Below are 24048 nucleotides of genomic sequence, written 5' to 3'. Positions count from 1 at the left end.
CAAGTTATACAGTAAAGAAATTTCTGAATTTTATACATTTTACTCATTCACCTCTACCGCAACACGAATACCAGATTCAATTGCCCCTTGTATCCATCCGTGATATAACGTTGTATGGTCTCCAGCGAAGAATATTCTTCCCTCTGGTTTGACAATCGCTGGTTGCAACTCTGATTCTTGACCTGCCTGAAATAGCGCAAAACCTCCAAGTGCATATGGATCCAATGTCCAACTTTTTGATATGCCAGACATAAACTCATCATATACTTGACCACCTAATATCGTTGCCAAGTTGTGTAATGCGTAATAAATACGATCTCCCTTTGATAACCCATCCCATAACAACGCATCATAAGACCATGTATAGCTACCTAACATCATAGCGAATCCTTTCTCTCCAATTCCGTGACTTGGATAATAGGCATAACGAATTGGCAAATCCGTTATAATTCTGCCACCTAATTGTCCTTGTTCTTCCCAAAATCGACTTTTAAATTGAATTCCTATTTTCGTTGCTGGCATATAATGCAATTCACGAATTGCTTTCCATTTTTCATGTGATATAGAATCAAATGGATCTACTTCGACAAAACGCATTGTCGAAAATGGAATTGTTACAATAACTAAATCCCCTGTAATACTACTATATTCAAAGGTTTCCTCGTTTCGATAAAAAGCTGTCACACCGTTATCATGCTGATGTAGCTTCATTAATTTTTGATTATATATAATATTTTCTTCTAGTTGTGGTAAAAAGGACTTTGGTAATCTATCATTTCCTCCTACAATTTCACAAAATCCACTCTCCTCTTGCATAATATATAAAAAACGTAATGTCTCTACAAATGACCTTTCCAAAAAACCTTCTAAATCTAATAGAACACCAATCATCTCAATTGTTACTGGTGAAAAGTAAGTATTATATTGATAAGGATGATACTTTAAAAATTGTCCTGTAGAGTATCTCCCAAAATCCTTTACTACAATATCCCAATTTTTCTCTGGGTTCTTTTTTATAAAATTTATAATTGGCTGTACCGCTAACAATAATAGCTCCTCAGACGTTTTCCCGACTTCATTCATTTCCACAGGATACTTTAATATACTTGGGTCTTTTTCATATTGTTTTAATGTCGTTTTCCGGCCATTTACGTAAATAATATCCGTCTCATTCCTATTAATAAAAGGGCTTACCTGTAGCCCAAATTTTCTTATATATGCCATCGTTAATGTGTGCGAATACGGAATTCTCATTGCTCCAACATCCAAATATAATCCGGTATCTTCCATTCTAATCGTCTCTATACGGCCACCTACTCGGTTGTTTGCTTCAAAAATCTTCACTTCATGTCCAGCAGCTTTTAATAAAGATGCCGAAACTAATCCAGCCATGCCTGCGCCTACTACAATAATTTGCTTCGGGCGCGTCGTCTTCTTTAATCCTTTATTTATAACTTTCAACACTTCATCCATCTCAGTGTTATACATTATATCTTTCTGCACAATTCCACCCCTTACTTCATAAAGTGAAACTATAATTAGTGGGGGGTTCTTCCCCCCACTGATTATTAGTTGAACCAATCGGGCTTTTATGGGCATTAGTGGTTTAGTGCATTTTATTCATAAATCCCCATAAACATAACACCATAGAAAGAGGAATATTCACTAAAAGTACATAAGAGTTAGCTTTCACACCTCTTCTCGCCTCGTATAATATAGCAACAGCAAAGAAGGAGTGGTTGAAAATGAAACAAACTTACGACTACCACGCTACAAAGAAGTATTTAGAGGGAAAGAAACAAAAACTATGCAACAAACTTAGTAGTATGCATCTATCTAAAGAAGAGCGTGAACAACTAAAACTTGAGATTGATAACTACGAATACATTTTAAATTTAGTTGAAATGAATCATTATGAACGAGGCTTTCCTCGTTAAAAGTGGATAGGTGGTTTATCCACTTCTTATTTTGAGCATTTTATTACGCATTTTTCGTAAGTAAATATATAATAGGATGTACATTAAGATTGAGAGGTATATTCTATGATCAAATTAAGTGTGTTAGACCAATCCCCTATTTCAGATGGTAGTACAGCAGCCCAAGCTTTTTCACATACTGTTACGCTTGCGCAAGAAGTTGAAAAACTCGGATATACACGCTTTTGGGTATCAGAACATCACAATTCTGTAAGCCTTGCTGGTTCAAGTCCAGAAATACTTATTTCTCATATTGCAGCAAAAACGGATCGTATGAGAGTTGGTTCGGGTGGTGTTATGTTGCCGCACTATAGCCCGTATAAAGTTGCCGAGAATTTCCGCGTTTTAGAAGCGCTTTATCCAAATCGTATTGACCTTGGTGTCGGCAGAGCACCTGGTGGTATGCCAATTGCAACTCGCGCACTTCAAGAAGGTAAAATGGTCTCACTTGATCAATATCCAGAACAAATTGCAGATGTGGCAATGTACTTACATGATCAAGTACCAGAAAACCATCATTATGCAAATTTAAAGGCTACTCCTGTCATTCCAACATCTCCCGAGATGTGGATGCTTGGTTCTAGTGGAGAGAGTGCGATGATTGCTGCAAAACAAGGTGCTTCTTTTGCATTCGCACAGTTCATTAACGGATACGGTGGCCCTGAAGTAATGAAAGCTTATCAGGAACAATTCCAACCTTCCTATTTAGGAGATAAACCAAAATCAATTGTCTCTATTTTTGTTATTTGCGGGGAAACAAATGAAGAGGCAGAAAAAATTGCTTCTAGTTTAGATTTATCAATTTTATTGCTAGAGCAAGGAAAGCGTACAACTGGTACTCCTTCTATCGAAACTGCACAAAATTATTCATACAGCGCCTATGATTTATTCCGTATAAAAGAAAATCGTCAACGTATGATCGTCGGTGATCCAGCATCTGTGAAAGAAAAAATCGTCAACTTAAGCAAAGCGTACAATACTGATGAATTTATGATTGTTACAATTACTCATCGATTTGAAGATAAATTGAATTCTTATCGCTTACTAGCAAATGCTTTTCATTTATAATGATAAAAAGGAGATACATCAATTACGATGCATCTCCCTTTCTTACTACTTATTACTTTTGATATCTAGATATTCAATAGCTTCTTTTAATAGTTCGTCAAAATCCTCAGGGTAGTCATGACTTAAATTTGGTACAACTTTATACTTATGTTCTATATTATTATCTCTTAATAATTGTACAAATCGCTGCGTACATTCAAAACAATCTTCATCTCGGTCTCCACACACTATATATCCCTTTATATTTTTATCTTGTAGCACTCCCAACAACTCATTCCATTCTTCAATCTCTGGAAGCCACGGTGCCACAAAAATAAAACCATCTACATCTATATCTTTTTGTAAAATCGTATACATAGCTACTCTTGCACCAGCAGAAAAACCACCAATTATTACATTTTCTACTGTATGATTTTCTGTAAACGTAACGTAATGCTCTTTTAATTCCTCTTTCCCTCTATGTATATCATCCCAAACAAATCCATCTGAAAACTGAATTTGCGAAGATTGTGGTAAAGCCAACATATAATCTTGATCCAAAACAGATTTCCAATATGGTTCTACTATTCCTATATTTTCTTGATCTCCGTGCATTGCAATAAATAGTTTTTCTTTTTTCTTACCTGCAATACATTTCACGTCTGCTCGTTCTATTTTCTTTGCTAATTCTTCTCTTTCTTTACATAATTGAACCATTTTATGAAACTCTTTAAATTTATGTAGTGGTTTTAAATCATCGTCTGAAATTAAATACTCATTTCCGTACCAAAATCCATTGTCTATAATAGCTTCCTTCATTAGATGTAACGCTTCTTCTTCAAGTCCTGCGGCACTCGCTAGTGCATATTTAAAGTTATATATTTGCGCTTCATTCCCCACTACACCTTTTGCATGCTCCATTATATAAGTGTACGCTTCAAAACTCCCATTATTTGCGTAACAATGTAACGTTTCATTTAATAATTGAATGTAAGTCGTACTATTTTGCATACCCCAATTCCCCCGTAACCTTTTATCATATTTATTTTTCAAACCTTTGTACCATTCTGTAATCACTGAATATAACACACGCAAACAATACTTAATCATTACACTTCTTCGTCCAATAAGTTTAGTATAAAATTTAATAGACTGAAAAATCAATATTTCCATAAACAAAAAAAGACAACAATATATTTATTGTTGTTTTCAATACATCTACCCACTCTTTTGTTTTTTTCTGTCTGGTTTACTTGAAACTAAATAATGTTTTTCTGAAATATATAAATCTCTTTTTAATATACGATTTAAATACGGTCCTAATTTCATCCCGCATATAAGACGCTCTTCACTACCTTCAACAATTGGAAACATTTCTTTTTCTGTTACGTACTGATCTACTGCTTTTTGTACGATATCAATTTCTTTAACTAGGTTTAGGTTTTCTTCTGTATGTTCAAATACCTCAAGCGTTTCCTTCGTAATAAGAAAACTATTTGTTGGAAATGCAGGTAAATACGGCTTTAACAAATCATAACTTACTGTATAATCATCATTTACTAATACTGTATAAACGATATTAGTATTCGTTTCTAGAAACTTAGCCATCGCTTGTTCTAATTCATCTTTCGTAATTTCACGCTCTTCTTTTCCAGTTCTGAAAAAGCGAAACATCGCATCGCCTCCTTTTTACTATATTATAGCATAAAAGAAAACTGAAAAATCACAAAAAAGTCATTGAAAGAATTTTTCAATGACTTTTTTCTTTATATACTTATATTTATTTTAAGAACGCGCTTAACATCCATACATGTTGTTCTAATGTTGTATGTATCGCTAACAGCATGTCCGCTGATGTTTCATCACCAGCTTCACCAGCAACTTCCATACCTTCTTTTAATTCTTGAATAAGTGCAGAGTAATCATTCACTAATGTTTGCACCATTTCTTCTGCAGATTCCTTGCTTGTCCCTTCGCTCACGCTAGATGTTGCAAGATATTCTTTCATTGTTGCTAGTGGCTTACCTTCCAATGCTAAAATACGTTCTGCTAATTCATCAATATACGTTCCAGCTTCATTGTAAAACTCTTCAAATTTCTCATGTAATGTAAAGAAGTGTGGTCCTGTCACATACCAGTGATAATTATGTAGTTTCACATATAACACATTCCAGTTTGCTACCTGCTTGTTTAATACTTCAACAACATTTGTTTTCGTACTCATACAATCCACTCCTCTTATTATTTCATAGTGTTTATCTTTTAATAACCTAGTTACATGTTACCATACATTTCCTATCCTTTCGAACGATTGGCTCATATGTAACAAAGTTTTAACACCTTTAATACTTCCCTAATATGTTGTAATTCATGTATGTTTTCAAACACTTCATACGTCTAATTGTCCAAGCTCGTACATATGCATAATAGTAAATCAAGCTCATCGTAGTAGAAAGAGGGATAACATGGACAATCAACAATGGCAAGTAGCAAAGAAAGTAGCTGCTACTTATATTGGAACAGTCGTTGGAGCTGGATTTGCTACTGGACGAGAAATTGTTGAATTTTTTACAGTGAACGGATTATATGGAACAATCGGCATATGTGTAAGCGGATTTTTTTTTATTTGGCTTGGCACAAAGATGATGTTACTTTCATCACAAATCGGGGCATTTTCGGCGCAAGAATTTAACAAATATTTATTTGGGGATGTATTTGGAAATGTTGTAAATACACTATTATTACTCGTATTATTTGGTGTAACCAGCGTTATGTTATCAGGAGCTGGGGCGGTATTTGAAGAGCAACTTCGCTTACCAAGACAGCTTGGTATTTTCATTACAGTGATCGCCTGTCTCATTATAGGTAGCCGTGGATTACAAGGGGTTTTTGAAGTGAATACACTCGTCGTACCTATTATGATGATTTTTATTATCGGACTTGCTATTACAACTTTTTTTCACGGTACAACTCCTATTAGTAACACGATTCCTGCAGAAAGCTGGAATATGAAGTGGATTACTAGTCCTATTACATATGTCGCCTTAAATCTTTCGCTCGCCCAAAGCGTTCTCGTCCCGTTAGCCAGTGAAGTAAAAGATCGAAAGGCCATTTTATGGGGCGGTATTTTAGGTGGGGCAGGACTTTCTTTAATTTTATTATGTAGCCATTTAGCTATCTTATCAGTCGATCAATTTTATCAATATAATATCCCAATGGCTGAAGTCATAAGAAAGTTCAATGCGACTTTTCACTTTTTCTTTGTTCTTATCATTTTCGGTGAAGTATTCACTACTTTAGTTGGCAATGTGTTCGGAATGACAAAACAAATGCAATCTATCACCGGATGGAAAAATAACAATATTATTTTCTTTATTTTACTAATTAGTTATTGCTTTAGTTACGTTGGATACAGTGAATTACTCCACATTCTATATCCTATAATCGGATGGGTCAGCATCATTTTACTTCCAATTATTGCTTTTAAACAACTTCAAAAAACATAAAAGAAGCATCCATGTTATTGGATGCTTCTTTTATGTTCATTCACAGTCATTACATACTTCCCAATACGGCCCCATTTCGAGTGCTAAATATGGCTTTAGTTGCAAGCGAATCATCCGACTAGGCATACGTTCTAAAACGAATTGAATCCCTTCTTCCTCTTCGTCTAATTCAACTTTTGAAATCGCAATTCTTTGCATAGTAGAAATAGGCATTCCATCTTTATATAAAGTGATTTTCACCTCATCATATTCATTAAAATACAATTCAACACTCATTTGATTTTTTAACAGTTCAAGTTCATCAACAATTTCATATTTATCATTTTGTTCCTGGATTATATATTTCCAGCCGCCTCTACCTTCTTCTTTCGGAGCTGCTTGAAATAATGTCATCAAATCCTCGTATAGCATAAGATAACCCCTCTCTTACTAAAAAACGATGGGTATTTTATATACCCTTTATCTCTATCACTATCCATCTGTATTGTACCATATATCACTGTTCTTACCGTATTCATTTGCTTCATAATTACATATAAAACACCTAATCCTCTTCATTATTATATGAATTGTCTCTTATTTATTTTTTTAATATTCTTCTAAAGCTTTCAAATTATATCAAACTTAAGCTAACGCTTTCTTTGTCCATCCTCCACTTATTATTTCCTTGCAACAACAAAAAAGAAGAGTGACATATATCACTCTTCTTAAAAGAATTTCCCAGTAGCTGCTAACGCTAATACTAGTATTAAAATTGTAAATAATAATGATACAATGAAACTAAAAATAGGTAATGCTTTCTTTTCATTCTTTTTAAAGAGTAACTTTAAACTAAGAACGATGTTTACTGGTACAAGTATAAAATAAAAATATTTAACAATTTGCACCGAACTATTCGAAAGTGTTTTTAGAATAAACACTTCAATTAGAAAAACGATAAAAAATGAAATACTTAACCAAAATGAGACATAACTAAGCCAAGAATGTCTTTTGGTCCCCCAATAAACTCCCATAGTAATCTCCTTTATTTGTATTCTATATGATTATAATTATACACAAAGTTAACAAATACCTCTATTTTTCGACAAATATTATACAAAATATACCTTTCAATAGTATAAAGATACTCTCTACCCCATTTAATTTTTCATAATAAAAACAGACTACTCCAATAGCATACTGCTATTTTAGAGATAGTCTGTCCACTGTTAAACTTTAAATCTTTCAATTAACCCTTGTAACTCTTCAGCCATTTGAGATAATGTACCAGCCGCAGAACTAATCTCCTCAATGGATGCTAGTTGTTCTTCTGCTGATGCTGCAACACTTTGAGTACTTGTCGCATTATTCTGTGCTGTCATTGCAATTTGACCTACTGAAATAGATACTTCATTTGCACCTTTTGACATCCCATTAGCCGTTTCAACCATCGTTTTAATTTGATCTGCAATTTCATTTGTAGATTGTAAAATCTCAGTAAAGTTTTGCTTCGTTTCATTCGCAATAACAAGTCCAGATTGAACTTCCTCATTTACATGGCTCATAGATTTTACCGTCTTACTCATGTCATCTTGTATTTCACATATTAATTTACTAATTTCACTAGAAGATACGCTAGACTTCTCCGCCAATTTACGTACTTCATCTGCAACGATTGCAAATCCTCTTCCATGCTCTCCTGCTCTTGCAGCTTCAATTGCTGCATTCAAAGCTAAAAGATTTGTTTGATCTGCAATATTTTGAATTACTTCTAGTATGTCACCAATTTGTTTTGATTTATTATTTAATAACTGTATAACTTCATCTGATTGCGAAACAGATTCTGCAATAGACTGCATTTGAGTTACTGTTTTTCCTACCAGTTTCCCGCCATCTTCTGCCTTTTCACGAGTATGAGCAGAAGATGTATTAATAGATGATGAACTATTTGCTACATGCTGAATTCCTTCTGTTACATCAAATAGTAACATTGCACCATTTTCTACACTTGTCGTTTGCGTTGTTGCCCCGCTCGATATTTCATCCATTGCCATTGTAATTTGCTCAGTCGCTTCACTCGCTTGCCTTACACTCGCTGTTAGCTCTTCTGATGCTGCTGCAACATGTCCAGCCGAAGTATTAATTCTTCCTATTAACGTTCGCAATGCATCTGTCATCTCATTAAATCCTTTTGCAAGTTGACCAATTTCATCATTAGAATGAATATCAATTGTTTGCGTTAAATCTCCCTCACTTATTTCTTTAGAAGTGGAAACTAATCTTTTTAATGGCTTCGTAATAGAAAGTGTCACAAAATAAATAAGAGCTCCGCCTATAACTAATGAAATGAACATAACAATTAACATATTATAAAATACAGGCTGCGCAGCTTCAATTACTTCATTCGAGTACATCGTACCGCCAATTTTCCAACCCGTTTTTACATTTGTAGCAAATACCATTTGCTTTTCGCTACCGTCATACGTGTATGAAAAAGCACCATGATTATCTTCATAAATTTTCTTCGCCCAAGAATCAGCTGCTTTTTCTCCTGACTTCTCTTGAGGATGTGCAATTATTTTTTGTTTCCCATCTAAAATGAAAGCATATCCTTTTTTACCAATATTGATTAACTTTGTTGTTTTTAATAAATTATCTAAACTTAAATCTATCGCTACAACACCGTTTTTATCTTCTGCTTGTTTTGCAATTGTTACAACAATATGTCCATTTCCTTTCGCCTTATACGGCTCAGTAATTACAATACCACCTTGTTTTGCTACTGCATCTTTATACCAAGAACGTTCTGTTGGATCATAGTCTGCTGCCATTTGTATATTTGGTTCTTGTACAAATTTCTTATCATTCCCAGCAACATATACTTGTTCAACATCTTTATTCAAATTGATATATTGAGATAGCATTTTTCTTAATTCATCTTGATTATCCCCTTGATACATATTACCTTGAATCACCCGTGCGAAATTATTCACATCATTAAATTTCGCCTCAATCATTTGATTGATCAAATTATCTAATATTTTTATATTATCGTGAGCACTGCTCGTAATTTGTGATTCAAAATTCTTTTTAGCTGTTTGATAAGACATGCCTCCGATAACAGAGACAGCCGCAATTAAAATGATGAAAAATGAAATTAGTAGTTTTTTTGCTACTTTCATATCACGAAACCAATTTAATAGTCTACCCATTACAAACCTCCTGCTTTTCAATTTCAAAAGTTAAATTTAGTGAATTATAAATATTTCCCATTCCCGAATTATTATTTTCATAACCTATTATGATGAATACTTTGTAAAGTTTAAACAATTAATTTCTCTTTGTCCATATATATGAATAATATTATTATAAAATTTACAAATGTAAAAAACCAAAGGGAACCACCCTTTGGTTTTCACAGTTTTTTATGCTGTTTAGAAATCTTTTTCCACTTATCACGCTCTGCTCTTGCAAGAATAGCATCTTGTTTTCTCATAAAATACGCCAGTTCTCTTTGTAATTTTTTATAACTTTGCAAACGATTTATCGTAATAATTCCGTTATCAATTGCACTATGCACTGCGCACCCTGGCTCATTTTCATGCTTACAGTCTCTAAAACGGCACGTTTTTGCTAGTTCTTCAATATCAGAAAATGTTGTTTGAATTGCATCGCTTCCTTCCCAAAGCTGTAGCTCCCTCATACCAGGAGTATCAATAACTAAACTACCACTCGGTAATCGGAACAATTCACGATGAGTTGTCGTATGTCTTCCTTTACTATCTTCCTCACGAATATCACCCGTTTTTGCTACTTCAATCCCTATAAGTGCATTTAACAAAGTGGATTTTCCAACCCCGGATGATCCGACTAGAGCAATTGTTTTTCCTGAAGAAACAAATTGCTGCAACGATTCAATACCAGCATGCTCTAAACTATCAACGACGAAGATCGGAACACCAATTGCCACAGCTTCTGTTTCAACGATTTTCTGCTCCACGTCTTCACATAAGCTACTCTTTGTTAAAACAATAACAGGCATCGCACCACTTTCATACGCTAATAGTAAATAGCGTTCCATTCTTCTTACGTTAAAATCATGGTTAAGTGCATTCACTAAAAATAGATAATCTACATTTGCTGCTATTACTTGTTCTTCCGTTCGAGTACCAGCCTCTTGTCTAGAAAAAGAGCTTCTTCTCGGAAAAATCCGATGAATAATTGCTTTCTTTTCATTCTCTATTTTCTTTATATACACCCAATCACCAACAGCTGGATAATCTCCCTTCGTTACTGCTTCATGTCGAAACTTTCCAGACAGCTCTGCCATATATTCACCATCATTACAAATAATTCGATATATATGCTTATGCTCAAGTAAAATACGTCCTACTTCAAAGTTCTCTACAGCTTGTTCCTCAAAAAAAGAATCCCAGCCGAACGATTCTAAAATATTTTGATTCAAATTGATATCCTCCCTAGTTTAAGCTAAGTGGAAGGATCGTGCGCTCACTTATACAGTCTCGCCCTTTCCATCCATCTTTGTATTTGGTTTATTATTCATATCAGTTATTTTTGCCATAATACATCACCCCGTTCTCATTTTAATTACTCTCATTATATGGAATATTTATTTAAAAAGCTACCTCATTTAACTAAATTTTCAAATAATTTATTTTTCATCATTCTAATTTGCCCACGGTGACTAATTTCATCTTCTAGCACGTGAAACCACAAATAGTACTGGTTATGCGCTACACCGTTAGGCCACTTTCTTTCTGACATTAACCATGCATCATCTCGTTCACTCAAATACTTCAGAGATTCTTCTCGAACTTTTTGCAAAAGTTGTACATAATACTGTATTTCATGTCCGCGAATCGTTCTCCCCGATTCCCCTAAATAGAGTGCGTCTTCCCATATTTCTAATTCTTCTTTTGTAAAGTCACGTTCTTGAAATGAAATAAGTTGGTGAGCTTTTTCTATAGCTGCTATATGCTTTAATAAAGATCCGATAGAATTCCCACCACTTGACATAATTGAATCTACTTGCTCAACTGATAGATCGTTTATTTCCTGTAATGTTACAGCCCTCGTATGCTCCAGCATGCTTACTAATTCTCCTATATTTTTTGTATAACCATCCAAACTTCTTATTCGGTAATCTATATTCATATCACGCACCCCTTTCTACATTCATATTAAGGAATAACTGGTTCATATGATAGACTCATATATATCAGATTTTTCTGTTATAATTAAATTGAATATAGAAAAACACCAAACAAACTTTCTCAATATGCTTCTATGAAATATTAAAAGGAATCAATATAAAATAATCGAATCTTATTCACTAAAAGGAGTGGATTCGATGGAAATGTATCAATGGCTAACCGCTGTTCTCGTTGGTGGCATTACCGGTTTCGTTTCCCATCTTATCAATAACCAAGGTAAGTTATTGCTTCCACGCCGTTTGAAAACTTTTTTTCACTTTGGGTTTTTGACTGATATTTTCACTGGTAGTCTAGCTGCTCTTCTTGGACTCGTTCTATTCGATGTCACCTTGATAAAAGAAATTATTAAAGTATCCATTGTGACTGCTATTTCCGGTCAGACTTTCTTATTACACCAAGCGCTTGGTGGTGAGCAGGCTAAAAATACACAAATTGGGAAAGCTGATGAGAAGATTCAAGAAATTGACAAATTATTACGACGTTAGTCTATACTTTTTTTAAAAATTATTGCTATAATAAACAATAAAGATTTTCTATTGCGTCGTTTGTCAGAAGAAAGGGTGTTTCGTATGACAAAAAAGAAAATAGAAGATTTCTTAACAAACACTGAAAAAGAGGAACTGCTAGAAAACTATAAATGTTTACGAGAAGCCCGCACAAAAAGCGAAGCTAACTATTTTGGAGAAGCAGTAAACCATCTATTAAATAAAGCAAAACAACGAATTATGAAAGATGCAGGCATACACGATGAAAATGCAGCAACTGTTCAAGCAAAGAAAAAAGCACTGTTTTAGTTCATTAGCTAAAACAGTGCTTTTTATTACGGTATTTTTTCACATCTATTTCACATCTATTTCACAAATATAAGTAGTCCTATATGCTAAACTAAGTATATCCTTTTCCAAGGAACTATTTGCCGATATATAAATCCCTATTTTTATAGGGATTTTTTATTTTTTGGATTCCTCATAACTTTGTTACGATACATTACTTCTACTATTTCTATACTTTTAGTAACATGTATGCACACTCTTATTCATTCTGATATGCGCAATATTTATACAAGCTTTATGATGCAACTCCTGTTTCACTATTTTCAGTAAGTTTTTCACTTTTTCTAAACAAAAATAAAGCTCCTATATATAGTAACGCAGTAAAGCTACCTATAAGTATAAAATTGTGAGATGCTGCAAATAACATTCCTGCTAATGCAATTCCAAACGCCTTTACAATTTGCTCCTTCTCTATAAGGAGCGGAATAGACGCCCACACTTGTGGAGATACAAAGGCTGCACTTATACCTGCTAAAAATCTAAATGCTAGCATCCATAGAAAACTCGGTGCCATTCCACATAAAAACGTACTTAACGCAAAAAAACTCATTCCAATTACCATCACTTTTTTTCTGTTTAAACCATCTGATATAGGACCAGCAATAAGCGCAAATCCAGCGTATCCTAAAGCATATGAACTCACCATCCATCCTGATAACTCAGTTGAAACATGATACACCTGTTGTAATGTCGGTAAAAGTGGTGAAATTAAGAAAGTATCTGTACCTATCATAAACATGATTGTAAAGAATACAACTAGTACTCTTTTCATTTAAACCTTCTCCTTTTATATAAAAAGAGGGAACTCCCCCTCTTCTCAACTAATCTTCTAAAATAGATTCAATTTCTTTCATAACCTTTTCATTCAATGAAACTTCCACCGCTCTTACACTTTCTCTGATTTGCTCCGCCCGTTTCCCACCAGGAATAACAGTATCAATTCCTTTTTGGTTTAATAGCCACGCTAAAGCTAAATGCGATACTTCAAGATTCATTTCTTTAGCTAAGCCTTTTAAGTTTTCAACTTTTTTAAAGTTACTCTTATATGTATTTTCTTCAAATAAATTTACACTTTGACGCCAATCGCCTTCACTTAATTTGAAATCTTCTGTATATTTACCACCTATTATTCCAAAAGCAAGAGGTCCGTACGGAATAAATGAAATACCTGATTCTATACAGTACGGCAAAAGTTTTTCCCCAGCAGCACAATCCAACATATTATACGGTGATTGTACAACATCTATTTGTCCGTGCTGATTTGCTTCTTTTAATTGCTCTAGGTTTATGTTTGATATTCCTATTGAACGAATTTTTCCCTCTTCTTTTAGGCGAGTAAGCTCACCAATTGAATCTATACGTGAATCCGGTGTTATGTATACACGCCTTGAAGGCACACAACGTTTCATTTCAATTCGTGAAGATGACTTACATGCTAGATTTCCCGGTTTATTAGACGTCGTATTACATGCAACAGAACCATACTAAAAAACATCCCATATTCATATGAGATGTCTTTTAGTTTTTGTTATTCTTTTAATAAAATGCAACTTTCATCAGTGGGCAATTTGTTCATCACACACTAGGAATATATATTTTTCATTCCTTATTACTTTATTTTTGTACTGGATCCTTTGGACACTTTAATTATTTGATTACATTTTATACACATCATTAATATAGGGCCACCTATCTGTTTCAATTCCTGTAGTTGCTTATGCTCACACTTCCCCATCTTATTACCTCCCTTATCATATAATTAGGTCATCTTGTAATCAATAACACTACTAAGTCCATTCCTAATTTAAGGTCTGAATAAAACGTTTAAATGCCGATATTCCTTCATCATCTCGTTTAAAAACACCAGCATCTTCAAGCGCCTGTATAAATTTCCTTCCCACTTCTTCTCTTATAATCTCCTGTACATTTTGTTCATGTATCCGATTGTTATATTTGATTTTTAATTGTTCTGCCCATCGTATATGAGGCGTTGGAATATCACTTAGATTGTTAAGTAAGAACTTTTCTACTTCCTGAAGTTCTGTTTTTAAACGTGCCGGAAGTACAGCTAACCCCATTACTTCAATCAGACCGATATTTTCTTTTTTAATATGCTGTATTTCTGCATGAGGGTGGAAAATACCTAGTGGATGATCGTCACTTGTACGATTGTTCCGTAAAACAAGATCCAATTCGTACATACTATTCCGGTAACGAGCAATCGGCGTAATCGTTTGATGTGGAACATCATTCGTAAATGCAAATATATTAACGGTTGGATCACTATATCCCTTCCACCTCTCCAATATGTACTCTCCTGCATTTACTATTTGTTCTATGTCGTTACTTCTTAAGCGAATAACTGACATAGGCCATTTAATAATAGAACATTGCATTTCTGGAAAGTTGGTTATTTCAAAAATTAAGTCGTTTGATGCATTTGCCATAGCAAATTCATAGTTTCCACCTTGATAATGGTCATGTGTTAGAATAGACCCTCCTACAATTGGCAAATCTGCATTGGAACCAAGGAAATAATGCGGGAATTTTTCTACAAATTTTAACAAACGTAAAAATGTTTGACGGTCAATTTTCATATCTCGGTGTTCTGAGGACAATACAATACAGTGTTCATTGAAGTATATATACGGAGAATACTGTAGAAACCAGCTTTCATCTGTAAGGTTCATACGAATGATACGATGATTCGAGCGGGCTGGATGTCCTATTCTGCCTCTATATCCTTCATTCTCAATACAGAGTAAACATTTTGGATAATTTGTACTTTCCAATACTCTCTCTCTAGCAATTTGTTTCGGGTCTTTTTCCGGTTTTGATAAATTTATTGTAATATCAATGGGTCCATATTCTGTATTCACTTTATAATTTATATTTTTGGCAATTTGTTTCATTTGGATATAGTTACTGTTTTTACTTAATTCATAGAAGTAATTTGTTGCAGCCTTCGGATTTTGTTCGTATTTTTCATAAAATAGAGAATTGATAACGGACGGTTTTGACATAAAAACATCCATAATTGCACTTGCTAAAACCTCCTTCTCGTCCATTACTGGCTCAATGACTTTATGCATACAAGCATATTCAATTAACTCTTCCAATAACTCCGCAATTGCTTTCTTTGCGGGTGTGGGCGCTGACGCTTCCACTACAAAGTCATCTAAACGAAATAAGGAAAGGATTTGATTCCTTGTATATATTTCATCTTCTTTTTTAATTAATTGAACTTCAATAGCTCGATCAATTAACTGCTGGATAGCTTGATATATCATCATTGTTTACCTCCTTTAGTCTCATAGCGTTTTAGGTTGTTGCGATGCCAGTTCCATGTACCTTGTATCATTTTATGAACAGACGTACGAGATAACCACCAGCCTAATATACATTTCGCGAAAAAGAATTCAATACTAGAGTCTCCGTTACATGCGACAGAACCATACAAAAAACATCTCATAAAAATATGAGATGTTTTTTTGTATTTACTATTCTTTTAATAAATCTAATAATCCATTACCTTCCGATGTACGTTCATACCCTAAAGGTACAGTTCTTTTAATAAGTTGTGCATATATTTCTGGCTCTGATAACTTTCTACCATATTCTCTCTCACACTGCTTAATAAGCAATGCTAGCGCTCCAGCGATATGCGGTGTCGCCATAGAAGTTCCACTTAATACCGCATATTTCCCTTCAGGATACGTAGATAAAATTTCATCACCTGGCGCCACTAAATCAATTTCTTGATTTGAATTACTAAAACATGCGATTTTCCGTTCTAAATTGACAGCACCGACTTCAATTACTTCGGAGTAAGCACCTGGGAAATCTAGTTCCTCCGTGTTATCATCACAATCTCCATTATTCCCAGCAGCACATACGACGAGAACATCTTGCTTTACGGCATTTTGAATTACTTCATGTAATTCTGGAACGTCCTGCGGGCCACCAAGTGACATTGATATAACTCTAACTCTTTCTTTATTAGGCCCTCTCCAACTTACAGCATAATGAATTGCCTCAATAATTTGCTCATAACTTCCAGAACCATCTCCAGCTAAAACCTTTAACACCAACATTTTAGCAAGCGGTGCGACTCCTAAAACACCGACACCATTTTCAGTCGCTGCAATTGTCCCCGCTACATGAGTACCGTGCCCGTTATTATCAAGGTAAATATTCGGATCACCTTCGTAATCTTTCGTGAAATTTCTTCCACCGATAATACGATCCTTTAAATCTATATGATTCACATCACACCCTGTATCTAATACGGCAACGACAATATCTTTTCCTTTTGCACTCTTCTCCCATACTTGCGGAGCATGAATGAGTTGTACACCTGGTGGAATTTCATTTACTTGTTCAACCACCTTATTTACTGTAAAAGGAATCAATTGTATACCTTTTTGTTTATTCGCTGTACTACTATTCATCGTAATCCCTCCTGAAAATATATTATTTTCATTTCAGACCACTTTTAAAAACGTTTAAATGTAACATTCGTTTTATTCGTTTTGTATTCCTTCCTTAAAAATATTTCTCAATATAGCTTACTCATTTTATACTACTCTTTTATTTATCTCATAATTTTTATACACCAGTAACCAAAATAAAAGGACCAATTTAATGGTCCTTTTATAGTTTTTATAGAATGATATGAAATTTTAAAAATAAAATAAATTAAGACTAATCCTCACTCTTATTTAAAAACTTCTCTATTTCTTTTATTAAATGTTTCGCTCCATCTATACTAACGGTAATGTTTCCATTTGCTAATGATATGTTTTGATTTGAAACATCACCTGTTATTTGACAAGCATTGTAAGGTTGATATTTTTGTAAAATGACTTTGTCTTCTTCTACGAAAATTTCAAGTGGTGATTTGATTTGTATTCCCAATACATCACGTAATTCTTTAGGAATAACAATTCGTCCTAATTCGTCTACTTTTCGAATAACTCCTGTTGCTTTCATATTACTCCCCCCTTACTGTCTATTATTTTTTCCACCTCGCTCTTTCCATTTTATCACTTTTTGGTAATACTTGTCTCTTTTTAGAAAATTTTGTACTCAAGTCAAAAAAACACATTCACCGAATACGTAATCTCTCTTTCAATTGTTTTACATAACGAGATCGTATCAGTAAGAAATATACAACTTGAATTCCTACGAAAATACTTAATACAATCGCATTTTCTTTAAATAGTGAGTACTCAAACATCTGTCCAAGTGCAGTTAACGCTACTGCTCCATGTAATGTTGCAACACCTATTGGAACGAAAAATAAAAGTGCCAATCGAATTGTAACTACTTTCGATAATTCCCCGCTCGTTAAACCTACTTTTCGAATCATTTCAAATAAACGAGTATCGTCCTCCAAATCAGAAAACAAACGGAAGTAAAGGAAGCTTCCAGCACATACGAAAAATACGATACCAATAAAGAAACCTACAAATAGAATCGGTCCTGCGATTTGTAAACTTTGATTTTGTTCATACTCTTCTGCACTAAACATTGCATGTTCTTTATAAGTCTTCATTTGATGAGTAAGCTCTTTACCAACCTCTATTTCATCTTGCGTTCCTTCTGTTTTGTACACATAATCTTTTTCCTCTTTAAATCCATCTTGTAATGCATCATATTGATTTTTAGAGATTACATAGACGTTACCTCTTAGTATTTTACTTAATGAAGAAGTATTAACTTTTTTCACTTTTAAAGATTCATTCAAATGTGGTAAAGTAATTTCTTTTCTTTCCTTCATTGGTGGTCCTGGTATATCGACTGCTAAAAATAAAACTTCTTTATTTGCTACAGTTTGAAATGGTTCTCCTGTTAACTTCGCATATTTCTCATAATCTGATTCTTTTATGAAAACGGCATTTCTTAACGACTGCTCCTCCGCCTTTTTCGTTGAAATATTCGTTTTAGAAGCTGCTATACTATGTTTCTTTAATCCTTCGTCAATCATCTTCAAATGCTGTGATTCATTACTATTTCCCTGCTTAGAATGATACTGAAACGCAATAGGTCTCTCCATAATACCTTTCGTCATTGACGTGAAACCAACTAATGTACCTATTGCTGAAAATGCTACAGTTGAAATAATAGTTACAATAAAGAACATTCTTGCGTTATCTCTCATACGGTAAGCTAAATCTGACAGCGTAATAATATTTGTCTGTGTCCAATAGAAACGTTTACTTTTTTTACATAGTCTAATAATAAAGACACTCAACTGCTTGTACAGCAAATACGTACCAATAATAACTATCGTTGTAACAGGAATCATCATGACAAATACCATAACGCCGTGTGACAGAAGTGCTCCTGCATATCCCGCACTAAGCAATATAACCGCTAGTATAGAAGAAATAATGGATGCTTTTGGTTCCGGCTTCGCTTCTGCTGATCCTCTAAACAATTTCATAATTTTATTTTTTCGAATCATTCCTGCACTAAATAATGAAATAATCATGAATAATACGAAAAACATAATACTCGTTACAACAATGGCTTTCATTGGTATGTAATACGCTAAAGAAATATCTAATTTTAATATCATCGGAGCTACAAATATTAATATACCGGAAAATAGCATTCCAGCAAGTATTCCAAAAATAATGGCCGCTATCCCAATCATAATATTTTCAAAGAAGATAAGACGCTTTAATTGATATTTCGTCATACCTAACATCATTAAAATTCCTAATTCACGCTTTCTCGTTTTTAAAAACATTCCCATCGAATATAAAATAAAGAAAAACGTAAATAAGTAAATAATGGTCTGTGCAAAAGACATACTTACGAATACGTACCGTCCCAATTCTCCAGCGCTTAATGCCGGATGAAACGCAAAAAATGAGTACACAAAAAAGGCCATAATTGCAAATGCACTACTTAAAAAATATGCCGAGTATGTTCGTCTATTTCGCGTTACATTCCTGTATGCGAGTTCTCTAATGTTCATATTACTTCTCCGCCCTTCTGCTAACTATGTTCTCATATTAGTAAAATGCGGAAATAGCTTCCATCGATTCAAATGACAAAAACCTTACAGTTTTGAAAGGTTTTCTTGTGAAAACTCTATATCTATTGAATACTTCATATTCTGTCGTATATAATTAACCAACTTTTATTTTTTTGATTCTTAGCACAGGTCAAATAATAAAAGCACCACTAAGGGTGCCTATTCAATCAAACTATTTTATTTTTTGTCTTTAAGAAGAGAAAGCGCATTCTCTAACAATTTAGAAAGCTCCGTAATTTTATTAAATGTTTCCGGAGTTGGTTGAGTTGTACTCGTCTGTGATGTTTCAATATTTGCTTTTCCAAAGAACTGCTCTGCCATCTTAGCCAAAATTTCCTGTCTCTTTGTATCCTCTAATTCTACGAGGTATGGGCTCAAAGAAGTCAGCTCTAGTTCCATTTTTCTAAATAATCGTTCTGCATCAAGATGTATCTTAGCTTGACGTGCAGAATATCCAGCAACCGTTGCAAATGTTGCAGCAACAGAAACTCTCCTTGCTACTTCAATCCAAACTGAATCACCCTTTATTGGGTAAACAAAACTCCATACTGAAGCTATTACAAGCAGGAACATAGCTACCATAGTTACAGATCTCCACAATTGACGTGCTTTCCTCTCATGATCCGCTTCTTTTTTATATCCGCCAGCCATACTAGTATTAGAAATAATATTTAGTATCTTAGCTGCTTCATTTTTATAATTCTCCAATGTACCAATATATTGATTACATTTATCATTATATTGTTCTTCTAACTTGTTTACTCTTGATTTTAAGTCATCAATTAAGTCCTGAATAATCTCTTCTGAATTTTCTGCTAACCCCCAAAATTTTTCATTCCACTTTGCTTCATGTTTCTCATGTTCTTTTCTTCGCTCTTCTTCTCCATTAGAAAACTGTTGCCTTCTAGTATCTTCGGCCTGAGAAAATTGTTGCTGAAATTCTGATATCGCAGTATCTAATCGGCTTTTTTGAATTTCTACAGTCGAAGATACTTGACTAAGTCCTTGCTCAATTTCTCTCCCTACAGATTCTATTCTATTAAACTCTTCTTCCGTATGTCTTAAGCGTTGAGAAATTGATCTTCTAAAAGATGTAATTGATTCTCGAATTCCATCTGTATTTGACGGAAGTTCCTGTATTAGCAAATTTGATATAGTAGGTAACAAGCTATCTAGTTGATTATTTACATTATGTAAATAAGTTACATTGCGATCATTCCTAAAATTATGTAAATACGGAATAACATAATTCACAAGATTACTGTTTGCATTATCCAAGTATCCAATATGTACAATATTTGGATCGCAGTTATTTAATATTCTCTCCACATTAATACAAACTTGCTTCATCCTATCAAGTTCAGTTATTATTTCAGATTGAGTCTCAGTTTCTTCTCTCTCCAGTAGCTCATTCACAATCTCCAAAGTATTCTTCAATGTTCTATGTAATTCGTGTGTTTCAAATCTATCTACAAACCTTGACACTGTTCTCCCCCTCTTTTATCCTCTCTATAATACTAATAACTATTATACAACTCACTTTTATATGTTTCATCAAACTTAACAAAGATAATTATTCAATAGATTGAATTTCCTCTTTCTTAGTTTCCATTAATTGTTCTTGCCCTTCAATTCACTTTTTCATCTCTGGCTTGTCAATCATTTCATCAACAAACAAATTTTTAATACGTTCTATATCTTTATCTAACCGTACCTACTCCTCATGTTTATTTTGTAAAGCTAGTTGGAGTGTTGAATTATCACTTTTCTCTTCTTTCCGTTCATAATAACTTAGTTAATTGTTGCTCATATCTTACAAATATTCGGCGCATTTTAGGTTATATAAGAGAAAAGGTTTCCCATAAGAATTCCTTCATTAATTTAACCTGTTACGAATTTGAAAATCAAAACATCTTTATTTAAAGTTTTACATTTACCTTCCGCAACAATGTTCTACCAATTCTATTTAAAGAGACTTATAATGGATTTATTACCCAGAAGGAGGATATAGATGAGTACTACCGATAATCCAACACCAAGTACTATTAAAAGATTATTTGCATTGTCAGGAAATCAGTGTGCATTTCCTAATTGCAAAAATAAATTAGTAGAAGGCAAAAAAGTAACAGGGAAAATTTGTCATATCAAAGCGCGCTCTGAAGGAGGCCCCAGATATGACCCGGACCAAGATACTGATGAGAGACGAGGTTTTGATAACCTCATCTTAATGTGCCCTATACATCATGATGTAATAGATAGTGATGTAGAATCTTATACTGTTGACAGATTAATAGATATAAAAAAAAATCACCATAATAATCCAATTAATGAAGATGACATTAACATGGATATCGTCAATCAATTGGTTGTAAATATGAATGTTGAAACAAAAATCCAAATACAAACTGAATATCAAAATAACGGTCAAATTGCAAGTATCATTGTAAATTATTTTGTCCCAAATATACCTACAAAAAACATTAAAGTAAGTTGTCGTAGATTACTCATTAATATTGAAAACACTATTAAGGACTTAAAATATAGATACGACGCACCTACAAGAATAAATATAGAACCTATAATTCTCCCCCAAGACTGGGAAAAATTACACGATAACATTTCTGAGTATTTAGATATTGAAGATTCTACTACCCTTATCACACTTTTTGAATATGCCGTTATCTTTAATAATCTTCTTAAAGAAGCAGAAGAATATTTTAAAAAATCAGGACTTCGTTTTGGTACACCATGGGCAGGTGTCGAAATAAGCAGATTAGGTAGCGCATATGAGGGTCGGTTAAAATTAATACTAGATTTAAACCTTGCAAAGTTAACAGAACGACTAAATACATTAAGCAAATAATTTATTCACCTGTTTTCCTTTTTAGACATAGGCTTTCTAGATTTATCTTTTATGTAACACCAAGTTACCTTACATTATTGAAAGGTTTAAAAATTGCTTAAATGAAACAGTTTCATTATAATGACTACATTCATATTCATACACGCATCCTATTGTATATTCGTTAGTTTTGCGAAATAATAAAGGATAGAAGTATGTACCAATATACATATAAACTTATTTACCGCTTTAATATGAATAGGAGGAAACATAATGACATTACAAGAACAGATTATGAAAGCATTACATGTTCAGCCTGTAATTGATCCGAAAGCAGAAATCCGTAAACGTATTGATTTCTTAAAAGATTATGTAAAAAAAACAGGTGCGAAAGGGTTTGTACTTGGAATTAGTGGCGGACAAGACTCTACATTAGCTGGACGTTTAGCTCAGCTTGCAGTGGAGGAAATTCGTAATGAAGGTGGTAACGCAACGTTTATCGCCGTGCGACTTCCTTATAAAGTGCAAAAAGACGAAGATGATGCGCAATTAGCATTACAATTTATTCAAGCTGATCAATCTGCTGCATTTGATATCGCTTCAACAGTTGATGCTTTCTCAAATCAATACGAAAACTTATTAGGTGAATCATTAACAGATTTCAATAAAGGTAACGTGAAAGCACGTATCCGCATGGTTACGCAGTACGCAATCGGTGGTCAACAAGGATTACTTGTGATTGGAACGGATCACGCTGCAGAAGCTGTTACAGGATTCTTTACAAAATTCGGAGATGGTGGTGCAGACCTTTTACCATTAACGGGATTAACGAAACGTCAAGGACGTGCTCTATTACAAGAATTAGGTGCGGATGAGCGACTTTACTTAAAAATGCCAACAGCTGATTTATTAGATGAAAAACCAGGTCAAGCTGATGAAACTGAGTTAGGTATTACATACGATCAACTAGATGATTATTTAGAAGGTAAAACAGTTCCAGCTGACGTAGCAGAAAAAATTGAAAAACGTTACACAGTGAGCGAACATAAAAGACAAGTTCCAGCATCAATGTTTGATGATTGGTGGAAATAATTAAAACATAAAAAAGAAGCTAATCTCATTAGCTTCTTTTTTGTTAACGATATACCCCTACTCTTTTCTCTAGTAAGTCCTGCAAACAATCCTCATGTTGTTGATTAAACAATGGTGGCATTTTATTTAGCGGGAAAAACTTCAAATCTAACGTTTCATCACCGTCTATTTTTTTCTCTCCCCCGGTAATTGAAAATGAAAAGAATATTAAAATTGACTGGGCTCTGTCTCCATTTGGATATGCTTGAAAATATTTTGTATACACACCGATAAGCTCATTTATTTCTACATCATAACCTGTTTCTTCTTTTATTTCTCGAATCGCGGTTTCTGCGGCAGATTCTCCAATTTCCATTGCACCGCCAGGAAATCCCCAAGCGTTAAAATCACCCCTTTTTTGCAGCAATACTTCTCCATGTTCATTCAACACACAACCACCCGCAAAGTTTATGAGTACACAGTCGTGTCCTACTTTTTCACGTAATTCTTTT

22 protein-coding genes and 5 pseudogenes are annotated in these 24048 nt (G+C 33.9%); 8 read left to right on the top strand and 19 right to left on the bottom strand.

From position 1 onward, the window contains the following. Positions 1–39: 39 nt before the first annotated feature. Entirely contained in the window at positions 40–1503 is a 1464-nt protein-coding gene (locus KI369_RS18235) for a flavin monoamine oxidase family protein (protein ID WP_212956866.1), read from the bottom strand. Positions 1504–1745: 242 nt separating this feature from the next. Between KI369_RS18235 and KI369_RS18230 the strand changes: the two genes are divergently transcribed. Together KI369_RS18230 and KI369_RS18225 are read left to right on the top strand one after the other, a co-directional pair. Continuing rightward, positions 1746–1937, top strand: coding sequence for a DUF3896 family protein (locus KI369_RS18230; RefSeq protein ID WP_212956865.1), 192 nt, complete (start codon positions 1746–1748; stop codon positions 1935–1937). A 105-nt stretch (positions 1938–2042) separates the two neighbouring features. Further along, positions 2043–3044, top strand: a complete 1002-nt coding sequence (locus tag KI369_RS18225; RefSeq protein ID WP_212956864.1) for an LLM class flavin-dependent oxidoreductase — start codon at positions 2043–2045, stop codon at positions 3042–3044. A 45-nt stretch (positions 3045–3089) separates the two neighbouring features. On the opposite strand, the gene KI369_RS18220 is transcribed toward KI369_RS18225, so the two are convergent. From KI369_RS18220 to KI369_RS18210, 3 genes are all read right to left on the bottom strand, one after another. Beyond that, positions 3090–4034 (bottom strand): alpha/beta hydrolase, encoded by a 945-nt coding sequence (locus tag KI369_RS18220; protein WP_212956863.1) that lies wholly within the window; start codon positions 4032–4034, stop codon positions 3090–3092. Positions 4035–4241: 207 nt separating this feature from the next. Continuing rightward, positions 4242–4697 carry a DUF3939 domain-containing protein gene (locus KI369_RS18215; RefSeq protein WP_212956862.1) on the bottom strand — a complete coding sequence of 152 codons (456 nt, stop codon included), beginning with the start codon at positions 4695–4697 and terminating at the stop codon, positions 4242–4244. 106 nt (positions 4698–4803) lie between these two features. Then, positions 4804–5247: a Dps family protein gene (locus tag KI369_RS18210; protein WP_000105199.1), complete on the bottom strand. Its 444-nt coding sequence runs from the start codon at positions 5245–5247 to the stop codon at positions 4804–4806. Between the two features lie 241 nt (positions 5248–5488). Between KI369_RS18210 and KI369_RS18205 the strand changes: the two genes are divergently transcribed. Beyond that, entirely contained in the window at positions 5489–6529 is a 1041-nt protein-coding gene (locus KI369_RS18205) for a YkvI family membrane protein (protein ID WP_144611072.1), read from the top strand. Between the two features lie 36 nt (positions 6530–6565). Here the strand turns inward: KI369_RS18205 and KI369_RS18200 are convergent, their stop codons facing one another. The 6 genes and pseudogenes from KI369_RS18200 to KI369_RS18180 form a co-directional block, all read right to left on the bottom strand. After that, entirely contained in the window at positions 6566–6940 is a 375-nt protein-coding gene (locus KI369_RS18200) for a DUF3979 family protein (RefSeq protein ID WP_212956861.1), read from the bottom strand. Between the two features lie 296 nt (positions 6941–7236). Further along, the gene (locus KI369_RS18195) at positions 7237–7542 is read right to left on the bottom strand and encodes a hypothetical protein (protein ID WP_144611070.1); all 306 of its coding nucleotides are present in this window, start codon (positions 7540–7542) and stop codon (positions 7237–7239) included. 195 nt (positions 7543–7737) lie between these two features. Beyond that, on the bottom strand, positions 7738–8556 hold the full coding sequence (locus tag KI369_RS29905; RefSeq protein ID WP_438800510.1) for a methyl-accepting chemotaxis protein: 819 nt from the start codon (positions 8554–8556) through the stop codon (positions 7738–7740). Positions 8557–8679: 123 nt separating this feature from the next. Beyond that, positions 8680–9618: pseudogene (locus tag KI369_RS29900) on the bottom strand (HAMP domain-containing protein); the annotation flags it as partial. A gap of 305 nt (positions 9619–9923) precedes the next feature. Continuing rightward, positions 9924–10973: a ribosome small subunit-dependent GTPase A gene (gene rsgA / locus KI369_RS18185; RefSeq protein WP_212956859.1), complete on the bottom strand. Its 1050-nt coding sequence runs from the start codon at positions 10971–10973 to the stop codon at positions 9924–9926. Between the two features lie 182 nt (positions 10974–11155). Continuing rightward, the gene (locus KI369_RS18180) at positions 11156–11683 is read right to left on the bottom strand and encodes a DinB family protein (protein WP_212956858.1); all 528 of its coding nucleotides are present in this window, start codon (positions 11681–11683) and stop codon (positions 11156–11158) included. A gap of 196 nt (positions 11684–11879) precedes the next feature. On the opposite strand from KI369_RS18180, the gene KI369_RS18175 reads away from it, so the two are divergent. Both KI369_RS18175 and KI369_RS18170 read left to right on the top strand, forming a co-directional pair. Then, positions 11880–12227, top strand: a complete 348-nt coding sequence (locus KI369_RS18175) for a DUF4257 domain-containing protein (protein ID WP_000426320.1) — start codon at positions 11880–11882, stop codon at positions 12225–12227. 84 nt (positions 12228–12311) lie between these two features. After that, positions 12312–12536 carry a hypothetical protein gene (locus tag KI369_RS18170; protein ID WP_212956857.1) on the top strand — a complete coding sequence of 75 codons (225 nt, stop codon included), beginning with the start codon at positions 12312–12314 and terminating at the stop codon, positions 12534–12536. Positions 12537–12581: 45 nt separating this feature from the next. Here KI369_RS18170 and KI369_RS29775 read toward each other — a convergent pair. From KI369_RS29775 to KI369_RS18160, 3 pseudogenes are all read right to left on the bottom strand, one after another. Further along, positions 12582–12778 (bottom strand): annotated as a pseudogene (locus KI369_RS29775) (hypothetical protein). A 104-nt stretch (positions 12779–12882) separates the two neighbouring features. Next, positions 12883–13347, bottom strand: a pseudogene (locus KI369_RS18165) (MFS transporter); the annotation flags it as partial. Between the two features lie 49 nt (positions 13348–13396). Then, positions 13397–13939, bottom strand: a pseudogene (locus KI369_RS18160) (aldo/keto reductase); the annotation flags it as partial. Between KI369_RS18160 and KI369_RS29510 the strand changes: the two are divergent. Further along, positions 13932–14063, top strand: a pseudogene (locus KI369_RS29510) (transcriptional regulator); the annotation flags it as partial. The pseudogenes KI369_RS18160 and KI369_RS29510 sit on opposite strands and share 8 nt — an antisense overlap. Positions 14064–14374: 311 nt before the next feature. Here the strand turns inward: KI369_RS29510 and galT are convergent. The 5 genes from galT to KI369_RS18135 all read right to left on the bottom strand — a co-directional run bounded on the left by galT (position 14375) and on the right by KI369_RS18135 (position 21108). Then, positions 14375–15865 carry a UDP-glucose--hexose-1-phosphate uridylyltransferase gene (gene galT / locus KI369_RS18155; RefSeq protein ID WP_212956867.1) on the bottom strand — a complete coding sequence of 497 codons (1491 nt, stop codon included), beginning with the start codon at positions 15863–15865 and terminating at the stop codon, positions 14375–14377. 210 nt (positions 15866–16075) lie between these two features. Continuing rightward, on the bottom strand, positions 16076–17026 hold the full coding sequence (locus KI369_RS18150; protein WP_212956855.1) for a S8 family peptidase: 951 nt from the start codon (positions 17024–17026) through the stop codon (positions 16076–16078). 253 nt (positions 17027–17279) lie between these two features. Further along, positions 17280–17567 carry an AbrB/MazE/SpoVT family DNA-binding domain-containing protein gene (locus KI369_RS18145; RefSeq protein ID WP_212956854.1) on the bottom strand — a complete coding sequence of 96 codons (288 nt, stop codon included), beginning with the start codon at positions 17565–17567 and terminating at the stop codon, positions 17280–17282. Between the two features lie 115 nt (positions 17568–17682). Next, positions 17683–19563 (bottom strand): FtsX-like permease family protein, encoded by a 1881-nt coding sequence (locus KI369_RS18140; protein WP_212956853.1) that lies wholly within the window; start codon positions 19561–19563, stop codon positions 17683–17685. 237 nt (positions 19564–19800) lie between these two features. After that, a complete protein-coding gene (locus KI369_RS18135) occupies positions 19801–21108 on the bottom strand; it encodes a hypothetical protein (RefSeq protein ID WP_212956852.1) in 1308 nt (435 codons plus the stop codon). Between the two features lie 526 nt (positions 21109–21634). Here KI369_RS18135 and KI369_RS18130 point away from each other — a divergent pair. Beyond that, positions 21635–22486, top strand: coding sequence for a hypothetical protein (locus tag KI369_RS18130; protein WP_212956851.1), 852 nt, complete (start codon positions 21635–21637; stop codon positions 22484–22486). A 252-nt stretch (positions 22487–22738) separates the two neighbouring features. Then, positions 22739–23557: an NAD(+) synthase gene (gene nadE, locus KI369_RS18125; RefSeq protein ID WP_212956850.1), complete on the top strand. Its 819-nt coding sequence runs from the start codon at positions 22739–22741 to the stop codon at positions 23555–23557. Between the two features lie 43 nt (positions 23558–23600). Here nadE and KI369_RS18120 read toward each other — a convergent pair. Then, positions 23601–24048: NUDIX hydrolase (locus tag KI369_RS18120; RefSeq protein WP_212956849.1), on the bottom strand; the 448-nt coding region annotated here is incomplete at its 5' end.

The sequence above is a fragment of the Bacillus sanguinis genome, from assembly GCF_018332475.1.
GTDB lineage: Bacteria > Bacillota > Bacilli > Bacillales > Bacillaceae_G > Bacillus_A > Bacillus_A sanguinis.
The sequence above is the reverse complement of the archived record's forward strand: the minus strand, read 5'-3'. Positions and strand labels throughout refer to the sequence as shown.